The organism is Roseivivax marinus (assembly GCF_900109705.1).
In the GTDB taxonomy this organism is placed as follows: domain Bacteria; phylum Pseudomonadota; class Alphaproteobacteria; order Rhodobacterales; family Rhodobacteraceae; genus Roseivivax; species Roseivivax marinus.
The window spans coordinates 377,637-393,677 of sequence record NZ_FOAI01000002.1 but is presented as its reverse complement, the minus strand read 5'-3'; the positions used below and the strand labels follow the sequence as shown (position 1 = coordinate 393,677).

At 64.7% G+C, this 16,041-nt stretch carries 4 protein-coding genes; 3 read left to right on the top strand and 1 reads right to left on the bottom strand.

Annotated elements, in window-relative coordinates; translation table 11 throughout:
- Window positions 1-92: 92 nt before the first annotated feature.
- From BMX29_RS04480 to BMX29_RS04470, 3 genes are read left to right on the top strand one after another with little or no spacing between them, the layout of a single operon-like run.
- On the top strand, window positions 93-3,404 hold the full coding sequence (locus tag BMX29_RS04480; protein WP_092810714.1) for a TM0106 family RecB-like putative nuclease: 3,312 nt from the start codon (window positions 93-95) through the stop codon (window positions 3,402-3,404).
- On the top strand, window positions 3,401-10,840 hold the full coding sequence (locus tag BMX29_RS04475) for a sacsin N-terminal ATP-binding-like domain-containing protein (RefSeq protein ID WP_092810712.1): 7,440 nt from the start codon (window positions 3,401-3,403) through the stop codon (window positions 10,838-10,840). The genes BMX29_RS04480 and BMX29_RS04475 overlap by 4 nt, the downstream gene beginning before the upstream one ends.
- Window positions 10,837-13,470, top strand: coding sequence for a DEAD/DEAH box helicase (locus BMX29_RS04470; protein WP_092810710.1), 2,634 nt, complete (start codon window positions 10,837-10,839; stop codon window positions 13,468-13,470). Before BMX29_RS04475 ends, BMX29_RS04470 begins: the two co-directional genes overlap by 4 nt.
- A 508-nt stretch (window positions 13,471-13,978) precedes the next feature.
- On the opposite strand, the gene BMX29_RS04460 is transcribed toward BMX29_RS04470, so the two are convergent.
- Window positions 13,979-15,955 (bottom strand): copper amine oxidase, encoded by a 1,977-nt coding sequence (locus tag BMX29_RS04460; protein ID WP_092810706.1) that lies wholly within the window; start codon window positions 15,953-15,955, stop codon window positions 13,979-13,981.
- Between the last annotated feature and the right edge of the window lie 86 nt (window positions 15,956-16,041).

The window sequence follows — 16,041 nt, the reverse complement described above, 5'->3', positions numbered from 1 at the left end:
GTTATTGACACCCACAGGGGTGATTTAAGAAGCTGCAATCAGGAGACGTTTTCCGCGGTTTGGGTTGCGCTCATTGACGATTGAAGGAGCCCATGCGGGAAATCGGCGGCAACATCCTCTTCTCGGCGAGCGATCTGATGCGGTTCATGGGCTGCGCCCATGCCACGACGCTCGATCTCATGCGCCTGCGCGGCGAAGGGCCGGAGCCGGGCGCGGACAGCGAGGATGCCGCGCTTCTGCAGAAGCAGGGCGACGCGCATGAGGCCGCGCATCTGGAGCGTTTGAAGGTTTCCGGCAGGTCCGTGGTCGAGATCCCGCGTGGCGATCTGGCGCGCGATGCGGAGGCCACGCGCGTGGCGCTGACCGAAGGTTCGGAAGTGGTCTTTCAAGGGGCGTTCCTGGCGGGCAACTGGGGCGGCTGGTCTGACTTCCTGGAGCGCGTGGAGCGCCCCTCGGCGCTCGGGCCCTTCAGCTACGAAGTCGCCGACACAAAGCTGAAGCGCCGACCCCATCCGAAACACGTCCTTCAGCTCGTGCTCTATTCCGACCTTCTCGCCGAGGTTCAGGGCGCGGCGCCGGAGTTCGCCCATGTCGAGCTGGGGACAGGCGAGCGCGCGACGCTGCGGCTCGCAGACTACGCCCATTACGCACGCGGCGCGCGGGCGCGGCTCGAGGCCTTCGTTGCTGACCCGTCACCCACGCGCCCCGTCCCCTGCGCCGACTGTTCGCTGTGCCGCTGGGCCGATCATTGCGAAAGCGTCTGGGCCGCCGAGGACAGCCTCTTCAACGTGGCGGGTACCAGCCGCGGACAGGTGAAGAAGCTCGAGGCGGCGGGGATCACCACGATGGAGGTGTTGGCCCGCCTCGATCACCCCATTCGCGGCATGGCGGAGACCACACGGGCAAAGCTCGTCACGCAGGCCCGGCTTCAACATGCCCGCAAGACGGGAGAACCTGCTTTCGAACTGCGCACGGCCGAGCCCGGCAAGGGCTTCGACCTGCTGCCCGCGCCGGCACCCGGCGACATTTTCTACGACATCGAAGGCGATCCGCATTACGAAGGCGGCCTCGAATACCTGCACGGCGTGTGGTGCGACGGGCGATTCCACGCCTTCTGGGCCCATGACCATGAGGCCGAGGCGCAGGCTCTGTCGGATCTGCTGGCGTTCTTCCGGGCGCGGCTCGACGCCTATCCGGATGCGCGGATCTACCACTATGCGCCTTACGAGATCACCGCACTGCGTCGGCTGACCACGAAATACGGGATCGGCGAGGCGTTCCTAGACCGGCTCCTGCGAGAGCGCCGGTTCGTCGATCTCTACGCCGTCGTGCGCGGCGGGCTGATCTGCTCGGAGGCGAGCTATTCGATCAAGTCGATGGAAGCCTTCTACGGCCGAACGCGCGATGGCGAAGTCACGACGGCGGGCGGGTCGGTGGTCGCCTACGAACGCTGGCGCGAGACGGGCGAGCAACAGATCCTCAACGAGATCGAGGAGTACAACCGCATCGACTGCATCTCCACAGAGGAACTTCGGGATTGGCTGGTACGGGTCCGACCCGAAGGCCCCTGGCCCCGCCTGGCCGAGGACGCGGGCGACAAGGAAGAGGCAGAAGACGCCGACGCAGCAGACCTGCGTGCCATGCTCGCCGCATCCGGCCTGCCCGAGGAACGACAGCAGATGCTCTTCAATCTAGGCCTCTTTCACAAGCGCGAGGCAAAACCCGCACAATGGGCCGTCTTCGACAGCGCAGGTAAAGACGAGGATGAACTGATCGACGACCTCGACGCGCTCGCCGGCCTCAAGGCCGTTGGCCCGGCGGAACCGGTGAAACGATCCATGGCGCGCACCTATCGTTTCCCACCCCAGGAGACGAAGCTGAGGGGCGGCAAGAAGGCGACCGTCCCAGTCGCTAACGGACCGCCAACCACCATCGACATCGCAGCTCTCGACCGGACGCGGAGAGAGATCACTCTCAAGGCGGGACCGAAAAAGGCCGATCTGCTGACGGATCGCCTTACGCTCCACCCGGATTGGCCGCTCAACACCGGCGTCATCGCGGCGGCTCTGCGCGACGTGATCGCGGATCAATGCGGGCCGCGTCGGTTCACCGCCATTGACGACCTGCTGTCGCGTGCCGCCCCGCGCCTAACGACCGGCATGAAGCCCGACCTTCTAAATGGCGCAGATCCGGTCGCTGGTACGATCGCGGCCGTGGGCGCGATGGACGGCACTGTGCTGCCGATCCAGGGGCCGCCGGGCACGGGCAAGACCTATGTCACGGCGCGCGCGATCCTTTCGCTGGTACGCCAAGGCCACCGCGTCGGCGTCGCCTCGAACAGCCACGAGGCCATTCGCAATGTGCTGATGGGCTGTCTTCTTGCGCTGGAGGACGACGATCCGGACATCACGCTGGAGAACGCCGAGCTCGCTCACAAGGTGAGCGGTGAAGACGACGGCTATCCCGAGGGATTCACCGGCATCACCCGTGCCACGTCCAACGACGATCCCGCGCTTACAGAAGCCCATGTCGTCGGCGGCACCGCCTTCTTCTTCTCGCGCCCAGAGTTCGAGCAGTCGCTGGACTGGCTGTTTGTCGACGAGGCGGGACAAGTCGGCCTCGCCAACATGGTCGCCATGGGGCGGGCCGCGCGCAACATCGTGCTGGTCGGCGACCCGCGTCAGCTGCCGCAGGTCATACAGGGCGCGCACCCCGAACCTGCGAACCTCTCATGCCTTGACTGGATGCTGGGCGATCACGCGACGATCCCACCGGACCGAGGCATCTTCCTCCCCGTCTCGCGGCGGATGCACCCCGAGGTCTGCCGCTTCATCTCGGAGCAGGTCTACGAGGAGCGGCTGACCAGCCATCCCGATACCGCGCGCCAGGCCGTAACCGGCACGCATTTCCCCGAAGCGGGGGCCTTCTGGGTCCCGGTCGCGCATGAGGGCAATGCGCAGGTCTCGACCGAGGAGGTCGCCGCGATCCGGGCCGCGGTCGCCGAACTTCTGCAGGGCGAATGGACGGAGGGGGACGGCACGCGCCGCCCAATGCGCGAGACCGACATCATCGTCGTCGCCCCCTACAACGCGCAGGTGAACGCCCTTCACGATGCGCTACCGCTTGGCGTCCGCGTGGGCACGGTCGACAAGTTCCAGGGACAGGAGGCGCCGGTCTGCCTCGTCTCCATGACGGCTTCATCGGCCGAGGAAACCCCGCGCGGCATGGACTTCCTGTTCTCCCTCAACCGGATCAACGTGGCTGTCTCGCGCGCCAAGGGATTGGCGCTGGTCTTCGGCGCGCCGCGTCTGCGCGAGGCGAAATGCGAGACGGTCGGCCAGATGCGGCTGATTAACACGCTCTGTGCCGTGACGGCACTCGCTGAAATCAAAGGGGCGCCATGAGATTCGACCCAAAGGACATCGTCGAGCATCTGCGCCACAACCTTGAGCGTTATCCCTATGCTGACGGGTTTCCTGTTCTTCGCGAGCTTCTGCAGAATGCCGATGACGCACGCGCCGGGGCTGTGGCGGTGCATCTGCTCGAGGGCTGGCCCGATGCGGAGAACCCGCTCTTCCAGGGGCCGGGCCTGCTCATCGTCAACGATGGCGAGTTCGATGAACGCTCGGCGCAGGGCATGCAGACCTTCGGCGGCAGCGTCAAGGCGCTGGACGAAGCCGCTGTTGGGCGCTTCGGTCTGGGGCAGAAGTCGGTCTTTCACCTCTGCGATGCCTTCGTCGTGGTGCCCGAGGGCTACGGCGCGCATGCGCCCTTCGTCGTCAACCCGTTCGAGACGCTCGGGCGGCTGGGCGATTCCTGCCTGCTCTGGAACTCCGTGGCGGATGCCGATGCCGCGCGCCTCAGGGCGGCGGGTGCGGCCAGCCTGCCCGGCAATTGGCGCCTGAACCTGTGGTTCCCGCTACGCCGTCCGGACCTTCGCCCGAAGCCGATGAGCAACGGCATCGTCGCCAGCGACATCGCGCCGGCAAGCCTCTCTCCGCTTGCCGACCGGCAAAAGCTGGCCGAACTCTTGGCCGCCTTGCGTCATGTTCAGCGCGTTTCCGTTGTCATCGGCGCGGCGAAGGTCGACCTAGACCGTCGAGATGCCCCGGGTATGGTCGGCTACAACCTGGAACCGGGCGATCGCCGCTTCGGCGGGCCTCTGGGCGTGGGCCTTGCCAGCCTCGGGCGCGAGCGGCGCGCGACCGACGACTTATGCCTCGATCTGAGGCAATCGGCCTCTTGGCCGCGGACACGCAACCGCGCCACCGACGAGGAGGAGCCGCAGAAGGCCACCCCTCATGGCGCCGTGATTCTTGTAAACGACGCCGAGGCCGAGGGCGAACTTGCCGGGGACTGGGCGGTGCTTCTGCCAGTCGCAGCAGCCTTTCGCCGCATCCCGCAAGAGGGCAAGGGGCGCCTCCGGCTGATCTTCCACGGCTGCTTCTTCGTGGACAGCGGACGCAAGGCCGTGATCGGTCTCGATGAGACCAGCGTGCGCCCCGGGGATGCGCACCCGAGCGACGAGGCGGGCATCCGCGCCGCCTGGAACCGAAGCCTGCGCGACGGGTTGGTGCTGCCGCTGATCCCCGCCGTCCTGCACGACACCCTGACAGAGCAGATGCTTTCCAGCGAAGCGCTTGCCGCTGCCATCACGGCGCTTGCAGGCAGCGACTTCGGTCGCGCGCACCGCGCGGCCATCTGCCGCGAGCATACGCTAGCGCGCGTCGTTGAGCGGACGGGCAGCGCACTAGTGGCCCGCTGGCGCCTCTTACCTGCGGATGCGCGGCTGCGTCCGCTGCCGGCGCCGGACGAACGCGGCCGGATCGGCATTGCCGCCATCCTGCCGAGGCTCGCCGATTGGGCCGAGGCACGGGGGCTCACCCTCGTCTGCGGAACCGAGGCCGTGCTGGCCCCCGAGCCCCCGGCCTGGGAGGGCGAAGAGCTCGCAGCGCTCCTTCGGGATCTGGACGCTTCGGTCTTCCAGGCCGAGGCCCGGGCGCGCGCTCTGGCCGGCTTGCTTGCCGTCGCCTGCACCGATCCCGGCCTGCGCGCGGCCGCGGCTGGTCCGGTGCTGAGCTGTCTCCGGCAGGCGCTGTCCTCGGAGCGGACACTTGCCCTGCACGAGGCGATCGCGGACGTGTTGGCGAAAGTGGATGGCGCAGGCGTGGTGCCGCTGCCCAAAACCGCTTCAGAGCGCTTCGTCCTGCGCGCGCTCGCGCAGGCATCCGAGGCCGTGATCTGCCTGCCGCGGGACTGGCTGCCCCTGGGCACCGGTGCTGACATCGCCCTTGATCCGCACGAGGCGCGCCCGCTTCTGGCCGCGCTGGAGCCGCTGCTCCAGTCCGACCGGCAGGCCGATGCCGCGGCGGCTGCCGCCCTGGCAATCGTCAGACGGCTTGAGCGGATGGACCGTGCGCTCGCTGATCCCGAGCTGAGCTCCCTCAAGGTGTTGCGCGCATCAAGCGGTGCGGTGCCGACGCTGCTCAGCCTCGGAGAACTCTATGTCGCCGCGCGCGAGGGGCGCCTGTTCAAGGACACGCCCGCCGCGAGAAAGCGCCTCAATCTCCTGGCTGCCGCCCTGCCTCAGGTGCAAGCGTTCATCTTGCCGGATGTCGTGTTTAAATCACTTGAGGATCCTGGTGCGGGCCGGTCGGCGCCGTTCCAGGCCGTCGATCTCAATCTAGCGGCAACCAGCGCGCTCGTACGCGAAGCCACCGTTTTCGGCCCGGTTGCGGCTCGGGCCGACCTACTGGCAGAGATCTTCACGACCGACGCGGAGAGGCGCGGTGCCCTCCGGGCCCTTGCGGCCGGCGATCGGCGCGCGTTCGAGGATGGCATCCGTCTCGTGGCGCTTGCAGAGATCGCGCCGGCGCTCGACCACTTCCTTGCCCGGCTGCTGGCGCAGTCCGCTCAGGAGATTCCCGTGCCGGGCGCCATCGTCGACAAACTCGACCGCGCCCGGCAGCGGCATCTCGGAATTGCCGAGATCGCGGGGCAGGAGCTCGGTGAGCTGCTCCTCCGTCATGCCCATGAGCTTTCGGGCCATGGCCTCGACCGGGAGGTGGCCGAGTCGATCCTGTGCGCCGGCATCCCACTGGAGGCGCTGCGCAGGCTGTCGGTCCTGCCCCGTGTCGACGGCGGCTGGGCCAGCGCCGATACCCTCTATCGACGCACACCCGACTGGCCGGTGCCGCACGCTCTACAGAAACTCGTGCCGATGCTGAGCGCTCTCGAAGATCCGAAGGCACAGCAGCAGGCGGAGGCGCTGGTCCCGCCCTGGTCGCCCGAGGCGCAGATCGCGCTCTGCCTCGGTCAACCGGAACCCTCGCGCTTCGCCGCCGAGATTATCGAGGCACTCGCACGGGTCGACCGGCCTGACCTGGACCAGATCGGCCGGGTCCCGTGGCTCCTTGATCTTCGCGGCAGCGCCTGGAAGCCCGAGGATGTGCTCGACCTGTCCGACGAAATCCTCACGTCCGCGCGGCAGGCGCTTGGTGACGATCTGCCTTTCCTGCCGGTGAGCGCCATCGCCCCGACGCTTCGCGATCACCCAGGCTTCGCCGCTTTGCGAGACCGGGGCGTGCTTTCCGACGAGGCAGGTTCTCTCGACGGGCTTCTGCTCATAGCCGAGGCCTCGAGACCCGTCGCCTACATGGGAGAGGTAAACGAGGAGTTGGGAGGTGCGCTTACCGACCTCGCTGCTGCCGGCGCCGTCCTCCCGCTCACTGGCTGGCCCCTTCTCGCCACCCTGCTGCGAGCGCTTGCCAAGGACAACGAGAAGAACGCAAGGCGGGCGTGCGAGGTCCTCATGCGATTTGGGACCGCTGACAGCCACTCGTCCTCGGACGTTGGCGGCTGGCTCAACGCCTTGGCGAGGATGGCGCAGGAGGGGAAAGGTTCGTCCCGCGCTGCCAAGAGTTCTGCGCGCATCGCCTACGAGGCGAGCTTCCGGGCGATGACTGCATGGCCCACTTCGAGTTTCCAAGCGATCATGGGCAGAGTCTTGGTGCCCACCGCGGCAGGCACCTGGAAGCCGGGTTGCGAGGTCACTGTCCGATGCACGGGAGTTGCGCCGGATGTCCTGCTTTGCTCGGAACTCGCTAAGCTCTTGCCGGCACATGAAGATCCGACCGCTGCCGAGGATGGTGCCGCATATGAAACCTCGGATGTCGAGCAGTCAGTTTTGTCAGAGGAAGACTGTTCTCAAAGCTTGGCCGCGGTTCTGACACGACTTCGGGCGCAGGTGCCGGAGCAGGCACTCGCATTATTCGCTGCGCTAGTTGCTGATCGCGATCTCTTCGAGAGGCTGGCGCGCGATCATCTGGCGCTGCCGCAGGCACGAATTCTGGCGATTCAGAACAGGCTGAGCGAAGTCGTTGGCGACCTCACCCCCAATCAGACCGGAAGAACGTACGATCTATCGTCGATCCGCAAAGACGTTCGCCTGTACTTCAAACTGACTACCGGCGGACCGGTCCCGATACTTGCTCTTGACGGAAGTTTTAGAAACGCGCCCAGCGCAATATTCACACCATTCCAAGTTCTTGGTGCGGGACATCATCAGCAACGCAGGCTGAAAGCGGAAGGTGCCACTGCCGGACTTGGCAAGATGGCCCATGAGGTTACGCTCGCTGACAGTGATGGCTCGATTGCGCGGGCCACCCTGGAGGAGTTGATCGCAACCGTTGGACGGCTCGCTCTATGGCATTTCCGTCATTGCGAGGAAGCTGTCCTTGAGGAATTCCGGCAAGCATTCCTGGCGGAACAAGCGACGGTCGAGGATACGCGCGCTCGCCTCGAAGATCGCCTGCCGCAGATCCTGGCAGAATTGAAGCCGGTCCGGGGGTCAAAGCTACGGGAGGTTCTGAACCGGTATGAGACGAAGGAGCAGTCCATCCCGCCGAACCGGCGTGCAGACCAATTGCCCGCGGCCAAGCGTTCGCTCTGGGAGGAGGTTGCATCGCCAGAGACGGCTGCCGAACTGCTTACGCTAATCCGCCAAGGCATCAGAAGCTACGGCTATGGCCCTGCGCGTGTGGTTTTTGAACTCTTCCAGAATGCTGACGACGCGACGCTTCAACACCCGCCCGAGGGGGCATCGTTGTGCCGTGTTGTGTTCCAGACCGAGCGTTTGCGTCTGCAGCACTGGGGACGTCTCATCAATCGTCCCGGGCGTCCGGCCGACGGCGAACGCGAGGGCTGGCAGCGAGACCTCTTCAACATGCTTCTCATGAACCTTTCTGAGAAACGCGAGGATGTGACGGGGCGGTTCGGACTGGGGTTCAAGAGCGTGCATCTCATTGCCCGCGAAGTGGGGATCGCCTCCGGTTTCGAGGCATCTTGCCGAGTTAAGGGCGGCATGTTGCCTGAGGTTTGGGAGGGCGGAAGGACACTCTCCCTGGACGAAAGCCGAAATGGCAGGCGTGCAACGCTCATCGAGCTTGAGATCGACCCTGAACTCCATGCCAAGGCTGAAGAGGCGCGAGAGGCCTTCGCAAGTTGCGTTCGGTGGCTGCCAGCAACGGCGCGGGCGATCCGGGAGATCGAGTTTAATAGCCGCCGGTTTAAAGCCCGCTTCGGCGAGACGGGCGCTACGGGTATCAAGCATGTCGTCTTCGAAGGCGCAGAACCAGGCCAGGCGCTTGCGCTTATCCTGGACAGCAATACGACGTTGTTCTTGCTCCTCGGGTCCGACGGCCCTCAAGCGCTGCCCGAGACCCTAGCTAGGCTGTGGTTGCTTGCGCCACTTGAGGAGGAGTGCCGGGCCGGCTGGCTTCTCAACTCCTATGGCTTTCGCGTCGATCCGGGGCGCGGGCGGCTTGCGGGCAGCGTCGATGAGCGCGCCGCGCTCTTCGGTCGACTGGGTCGGGCGCTAGGGGAGAGATTGGTCGAACTCCACGACCTCATCGAACGCGACTGGGCGGGCTTTGCGGAAGGTTCTGGGCTTGCCGACCGGAACGCCGCCTCGGGGCGCGCAGTGTTTCTTGAACGCCTCATACGTCTCTTAACAGCGGATGTGTCCCGGGACGCCGAAGACGAACGGCTCGAGACGCACCTCCACCGCGAAGGTGGCCTAACGCACCTGTTCCGCGAGCGTGAGGCACTACCGACCGGGCTGCCGGCACCCTTCGCACCTTTCTTGCGCCTGGATCAGGTTCGCTGGCAGATCGCCGGGCCGCTTGCTGAGCAGAGCCGGCTCAGGCGGCTCACGGGCTGGCGGGGGATCGCGGATATCGCGCACTCGGCGGTGAGTCTAAAGGCAGCGGACCTGCTCCAGCGGCTCGGGTTCGACGCCCCGCAAACCTTCGATGCGGCAAAGCTTGTCAAGGCAGAACTGGGTGAGAACAAGCATGTTGATCCCGAAACCGCCGCAAAGCTGGGTGCAGTTCTCGATGAGGAGTTTGTAAATGCCCTAGCTTGGACGGATCAGCAGGAACTGCTCAAGGCTGCCGCCGGTGCGAGGTTCCGAAAGGCCGATGGCAGTTGGCGCGAGGCTCGTATGGCGCCGCGCGATGCCGTAGATGCGGATGAGGAGGAACGCCGCATTCTCGCCTTCGCACCCGATTCGGACGTTGCCGACGGCTCCTACACTAACGCCGCGCTTTCATTCTACCGTCTGGCCGCACGGCAGAGCGGCTTTCAGAGGACCGCCGAGACCTTTGAGCGCTGGGCGCAAGAGACGGTCGACCAAGCTGCCCGATGTGCGCTTCTATCCTACGTTGCAGAGGGCGGCCAAGGCGAGCGCCTGGGTGCACTCCTGGCGCGCGCGCGACCGCACTGGCTACCCGGCAATCCGGACGAGCTCCGTCAAAGCGCACTGGTGGAGGGCCTTGATGACGACACGCGCGGTCGGCTAATGACCATTCTCTATCCATCGCTCGCTCGTAGCATCGGTTCGGGCCGGTGGTCGCCGTTCGACCCGGGCATCGCAGAGCCTTGGGACGCGCCGCCCGATCCGGCCGAAGAACTCGCCCGGATCCGCGATTGGTGGCGACGGGAGCACACCGCTCAGCGGCGCAACTACGATACCCGCGTCTGGCCCGAAGGGTTCATTCCGGGACGCCTTCGCGACTGCGAGGCCACAGATGACCGGCTCGGCTGGTTTACTTTCTTCGCTCTTGGCATCTTCCGCACGTTGGGCTGGAACAATCAGGGTGCCCACAAAAGCTTCGTCGAGGCCGCGGTCCGAGAGGGCTGGTGGCAAGAAATGGCAGAGGCAAGGTTTCCGAACAACTCGGTCACTGTCGGAGAGTTGAGCGAGGCTGCCATTCCTTGGCTGAAACGCCTGGAAGACTTCGCCCGCCCCGACGTTTGGCAGATCGAATTCCCGCAATGGCGACGAACGATCTCCGACCTTTACGCACTCGCGCGCTGGTTGCCGGACTACGCCGACGCCTTCCGTCTACTGCCTATGGCGGTCGACCGAGAGGGTCGGGTGTCGTTGAGCAAGCTCTGGCGAATCTCCTACGAGCCGATTTGGCAGAAGCGCGGGCTCGAAGGCGCACCGCTTTCGCAAAGTCTCGGGCTCGGGGCCAACTGGATGATACGCGAGGCGATCCGGCACGGCCTCTGGCTCGGCGATGAGGCGATCTGCATGCAACCGTACGCTTGGGCTGCCACCGGTCGTCTGCGCCGACTATTTGCGGAACGGCTCGCATATCCCCTTGGCGAGCGTGGTCACATGGATCTTTCACCGGAAATCCACGGCTTCGTCACCGACCATCTTGGCCCGGACGCCGCTTTCCTCGGCGATTTGGACCTTCCGCTTCAGCTCTGGAATGGCGACAGTCAAGAACAGGCCGATGTAACGGAATACGACGACGAGATCGAAGAATGACCGCACTCGCACCAGACTGTCCAGTTCGACATCCGCGACACGGCCATGGCCGTGTTGTCCACGATCTGGGCGATACGATTGTCGTCCGTTTCGGCGCGGCACTCGAACAGGTCGAGCGCGGCGATATCGAGGTGGTCCGGTCGCTCGCCGATGCTCTGACCGAGGGCAAGCTCGATGATCCCCTCGCCGTGCTCGCCCGCGCGCAGGCGCTGCTGATCCATTCGATCAACGACCAATGGGGGGTGTTTTCACGTTCGCGAGTACAGCTTCTGCCGCATCAGCTTTGGGTGTGTCGCCAAGTCACGCAGCATTGGCCCGCCCGTTGGCTGGTGGCGGATGATGTGGGCCTTGGAAAGACGATCGAGGCTGGGCTGATCCTGACGCCTCTACTAGCGGGGGGGCGTATCCAGCGGCTCCTGATCCTCGCCCCTGCGCGCCTCGTTCCGCAATGGCGCGCAAGGCTCAAGTCGATGTTCGACATCCGGCTCAGCGAATACACGCGCGAGCAAGACCGCGGGAAGATCAGCTTTTGGGACACGGCCTCGCAAGTCGTTGCCTCGTTCCACACGCTGCGTCAGCCTGCGGCTCGGGACCGTCTTCTTGCCGCCGAGCCTTGGGACATGGTGATGGTTGATGAAGCCCACCACTTCCAATCGCAGGAACGTATTTCGACACAGACTTACGATCTGCTCCGCGAGCTCCAGGACAGGGGCCGGATAGAGTCACTCGTCTTGTTTACGGGAACGCCTCACCGCGGAAAGGATTTCGGCTTCCTCGCGCTCATGAGGCTCATCCGGCCCGATCTCTTCGACCCGCGGCAACCTGTGGGAGATCAGCTTCCGAAGCTCCGCGAGGCAATGATCCGCAACAACAAGGCGCTGGTAACTGATCTGGAGGGCAACCGGCTCTTTCAACCCGTGAGCACCGAAACCGTAGACTATGAATATACTCCAGCCGAGGCTGCGTTCTACCAGACCATGAGTGCCTTCATCCTCGATGGCCGCGCCTATGCGTTGAGTCTGACGGGCCGCGAGCAGTCGGCCCGAATGTTGTTGCTAATTGCATTGCAGAAGCTGGCGGCGAGCTCGATCGCGGCGATCCGCAGCGCACTTGAACGCCGACGCGCCATGCTGACGGAGGCGGTGCAGCGGGCGACAGCAGATTTGCCCGAAGAAGCTGAGACACTCGACGAAGCGGCAGAGCAAGATGAGGCACTGCCCGACCAAGTAGCCCTATTCCTCATGCAGGACGAAATCGAGCGGCTCGACGACCTCATCGCGTTGGCCCGTGGGATTACGGCGGAGGCGAAGATCGCCCGTCTGATCGCGCTGATCGACGCACAGCTGCCCGCGGACGAGCCGCTTCTCCTCTTCACCGAATACAAAGCCACTCAGGCACTCGTCATTGCCGCGCTTGAGGCGCGCTTCGGCAAGGGCTGCGCAGGTTTCATCAACGGAGACGAACGGCTGGCAGTGCAGGAGCCGGATGGGGCAATCAGGGTGCGAAGCCTTTCTCGCGACGCCGCCGCGGATGATTTCAATGCCGGCCGCACCCGCTTTCTTGTTTCGACTGAGGCGGGAGGCGAGGGGATCGACCTGCAAGATCGCTGCGCGACCCTCGTACATGTAGACCTTCCTTGGAACCCGATGCGCCTGCACCAGCGAGTTGGCAGGCTCAATCGCTACGGACAGAAGCGGGCAGTGCGAGTCTTCCTGCTCCGTAACCCTGCCACCGTCGAGGCTCGCATCTGGGCGTTGCTCGAGGCGAAACTCGCGCGCATTCAGGCCGCGCTCTCAGCATCCATGGAAGAGGCCGAAGATATCGCCCAGCTCGTGATAGGCATGCAGGGCGGGCGGTTCTTCGACGAACTCTTCGCTGAAGGAGCTACCGCCGCCCTTGATAGCAAGCGTGAGCGGCTGGCCGACTGGTTCGATGCGCGTACAGCCACATTCGGTGGACGTGATGCTCTCGAGACAGTTCGCGCGATGCTAGGTCAGGTCGCCCGGTTCGACTTCGGCGCAATCGGAGGCAGCATTCCCCGGATCGATCTTCCGGCACTCGAGCCGTTCTTCCGCAATGGCATGGTGCTAATGGGCCGACGTGTCACGCGGGGCGAAGAGGGGCTCTCCGTCAAGACCCCGGAGGAATGGAAGCGTAGCCTCGACCTGCAGCCGCGATACGAAGGGCTTGTATTTGATCGGAATCTGCCGGGAAACGAGCGGATGAACCGCCTTATAGGCGTCGGACACCCGCTTCTGGACCATGCGCTCGCCGAGGCGGCAGGTCGCCCCGTGCTGATCGCCCGAGTTCGCAACCTTGCCCAATCCATGCTTCTTGCCGCTGTCGAAGACGAAGTTACCGGAACAGGTGGTACCGTGCACCGAATAGTCATTGCTGTGGAGCAATCTGGAGCCGACGGGCAGCCGGCGCTCGCCGATTGGCAAGCGCTTGACCGACTCAACAAGTGTATCGCCGGAGAAGAAGAGGCCGCGCCGCTGACGCAAGCAGAACGCGCCGAAACGCAGGAGCTGCTCGATTTGCTGCGCGAAGCTCTGCCTTCGGTCACCATGCCATTTCGCCGGCCTCGCGCGGTGCCCCTCCTTTGCTTGCTCCCCGAAAGAACAGAATGAAGTGAGGGGTTATAGGTGGTTGGACGACGCGCATGCGCAGATCTTTTACATATCGCGTATTGTCGCGCTCCTTCGCCGGCGCCAAAACTGAAATCGTGTGATCCGCATCTTTTCACGCATCGCTAGCCAATTCTAAGCTACAACCCGCGGGACCACGCTCTCGACCAACCGCAGAAATCGTGAGTTGCGAGCCCCCGCAACCAACGATACTTGCGATGCCTCCGCCGGTCCTGCCGCGGAGGTTTTTGCTTTTGGGCCACCCGCCCGCCGGGATCGTCTGCTGCGCCCTCCCGCAACCAACTTCCGCGAAAACGCCGCGCCTGAAAAGGTCGCGGCGTTTTGCATTTGTAAACTGCGTTTTGGCTTTGGGTTCGCTGGGACAGTCGCTCTCTGAAGCGGTAGGCAAGACAGAACCGCGAGTCCGCGCATGCACTCCATGCCGAGACACTAAATTCGCGGCCCTTTCGAAAAAGCCCGGCCCCCGTCTTCGCGACGGCCGGGTCCTTGTTCACTTCCTCAGGCTGATCGCCGGGTTCATGGCAAAGAAGTTGTGCGGCATGATGTGCACCTGCTTCCATTCCGTCGACATGACGGGCCAGTCCTCCATCCGCGGGATGTGGTGGAAACCGGCGGTGAACCACGTCACCACGTCCTGGCCCGGCAGGGGCTCATCGTCTTCCACGTAGGTCGCCAGCGTTTCGCTGCCGTCCGACTGCATCGCGTAGCTGCCACCGGCGTAGCGCTCGTTGTCCTTTTGCACGGTGTTCCAGACCGAGTTCTCGATCCAGGGATTGCGCGCGAACGGCGGATCGTTGGCGAAATCGAAGGGACCGTAGGCGATCGAGCCATGGTGAATCATCCAGCCGGGCGTGTGGTCGAGGTAGCCCTTCCGGTCCTGGTTCATCATCATGAAGTAGCGCGGCTTCATCGCCGAGATCTGGTAGCTCGCTTCGGCCTCGCTCTGCGGCACGTTTTCCTGAACCTCCCACATGGACCGGCGCGGGCTGTCGTCGGACACCTCGGCCGGGACGATGTTCATGGTCATGAAGGTGTTCTTCGGCTGGTCGATGTCGAAGTCGATGCGGAAGTTGAAGTAGTGGTCGTGGTTCGCCGCCACGAGGTTCGGTGCGATCAGCGTGCCGTGGTCGGTGTCGGCCTCGGCGCCTTCGTCGGACATGGAGGTGCTGTTCACGCCCTTCACCGCATCGAGGCCGGTTGCACCCACCATGATCTGCATCTGCCCGTCCTGATGGAAGCGGTAGTCGATCAGGTAGTCATAGTTGCCGACCTCGGACGCGGTGCGGACCACGAGCTCGGTGTGCGGGCGGCCCTCGGCGGGCACGAACTGGTCCTCGGACTGCGCGAAGACCTCGAAGTGGCGCCAGGCCGGGTCGCCCTTGGAGCGCTCGAAGATGCAGATCGCGTCGGGGATCTCCATCGCCGCGCCACTGTCGTCGTTCACGACGGCCGGCAGGAAGGTCGCGTAGTCGGGGCAGTCCACGCCGGCGGTCAGGGGGGTCAGAAACAGGCCGAAGCCGTATTCGCCGCTGTCCATGTAGGTGCGCCAGTACCAGTTCTCGTCGGGGTCCATGTAGGGCACGAAGACCTCGGACAGGTGCGCCTGGTAGATAATGTCGCGCCAGGTGCCCTGATCGTCGGCGCGGATGTCCGACACAACGAGTCCCGGGCGCTTGTCCACGCGCAGGCGCATCTTCCAGATGTCCCAGGTCAGTTCGCTGCCGTCGAAGGTGACGTTGGTTTCGCCCTCGCGGCTCAGGCGCGCGCGATTGCTTTCGGGGCGCAGGCCGACGCGGGCGTCGATCTCTTCCTCGGTGTAGCCCCACGGGTCCTCGGGAACGTCCACCACGCCGGTGTCCGTGACCTCGGTGATGGTGTTGGTGCTCAGGTCGTAGGTGGCGCTCAGACCCTCGATGGGCTTCGCGTAGAAGTTCGAGCCCTCGGGCACGACGTAGCAGGGGATCTTCATCAGCCGGTTTCCCTCGTATTCCGGCGTCAGGAAATTCCCGGCAGTGAGCGGCAGGCAGAAGGTCTGGTCGGGCGTGAGGTCACGCTTGGCGAGCGCCTCGATCATTCGCTCGTCGCTGAGCGCCGCCTGAAGCGCGCCCATGAACTCGGTCAGCATGATCATCGGCTGACCCTGCTCGTCGATCAGGCCGCTCTCCTCGACCTCGCCCGAGGTGATGTTGACGATCGCTTCGCCGAAGCCGGCGGTCGAGGTGTAGTGCACCAGCGCCTTGCGGGCGATCTGGCTTTCGCCGTCCCAGGCGAGGACCTCGGCCTTGGGCGGCTCTTGCAGTTCGATCAGCGGAAAGAGGGTTGCTTCGGACACGACGTCGGCATCGCGCAGGATCGACACGACCGAGTCGTATTCGTCAGAGGTCAGACCGTCGAGCGGATGGGTCTGGGCGTAAAGCGGTGTCCCCAGCACGAGGCCGGCGGCCACGGTGGATAGAAGGCGTTTCATGAGGTGCTCCCTGGTGGTGTCCGGTCAGGCGACTCGTTTGGCGGTCGCCCCGATCCGGGCAGCTTACGCAGGACACGCCGGGGCCG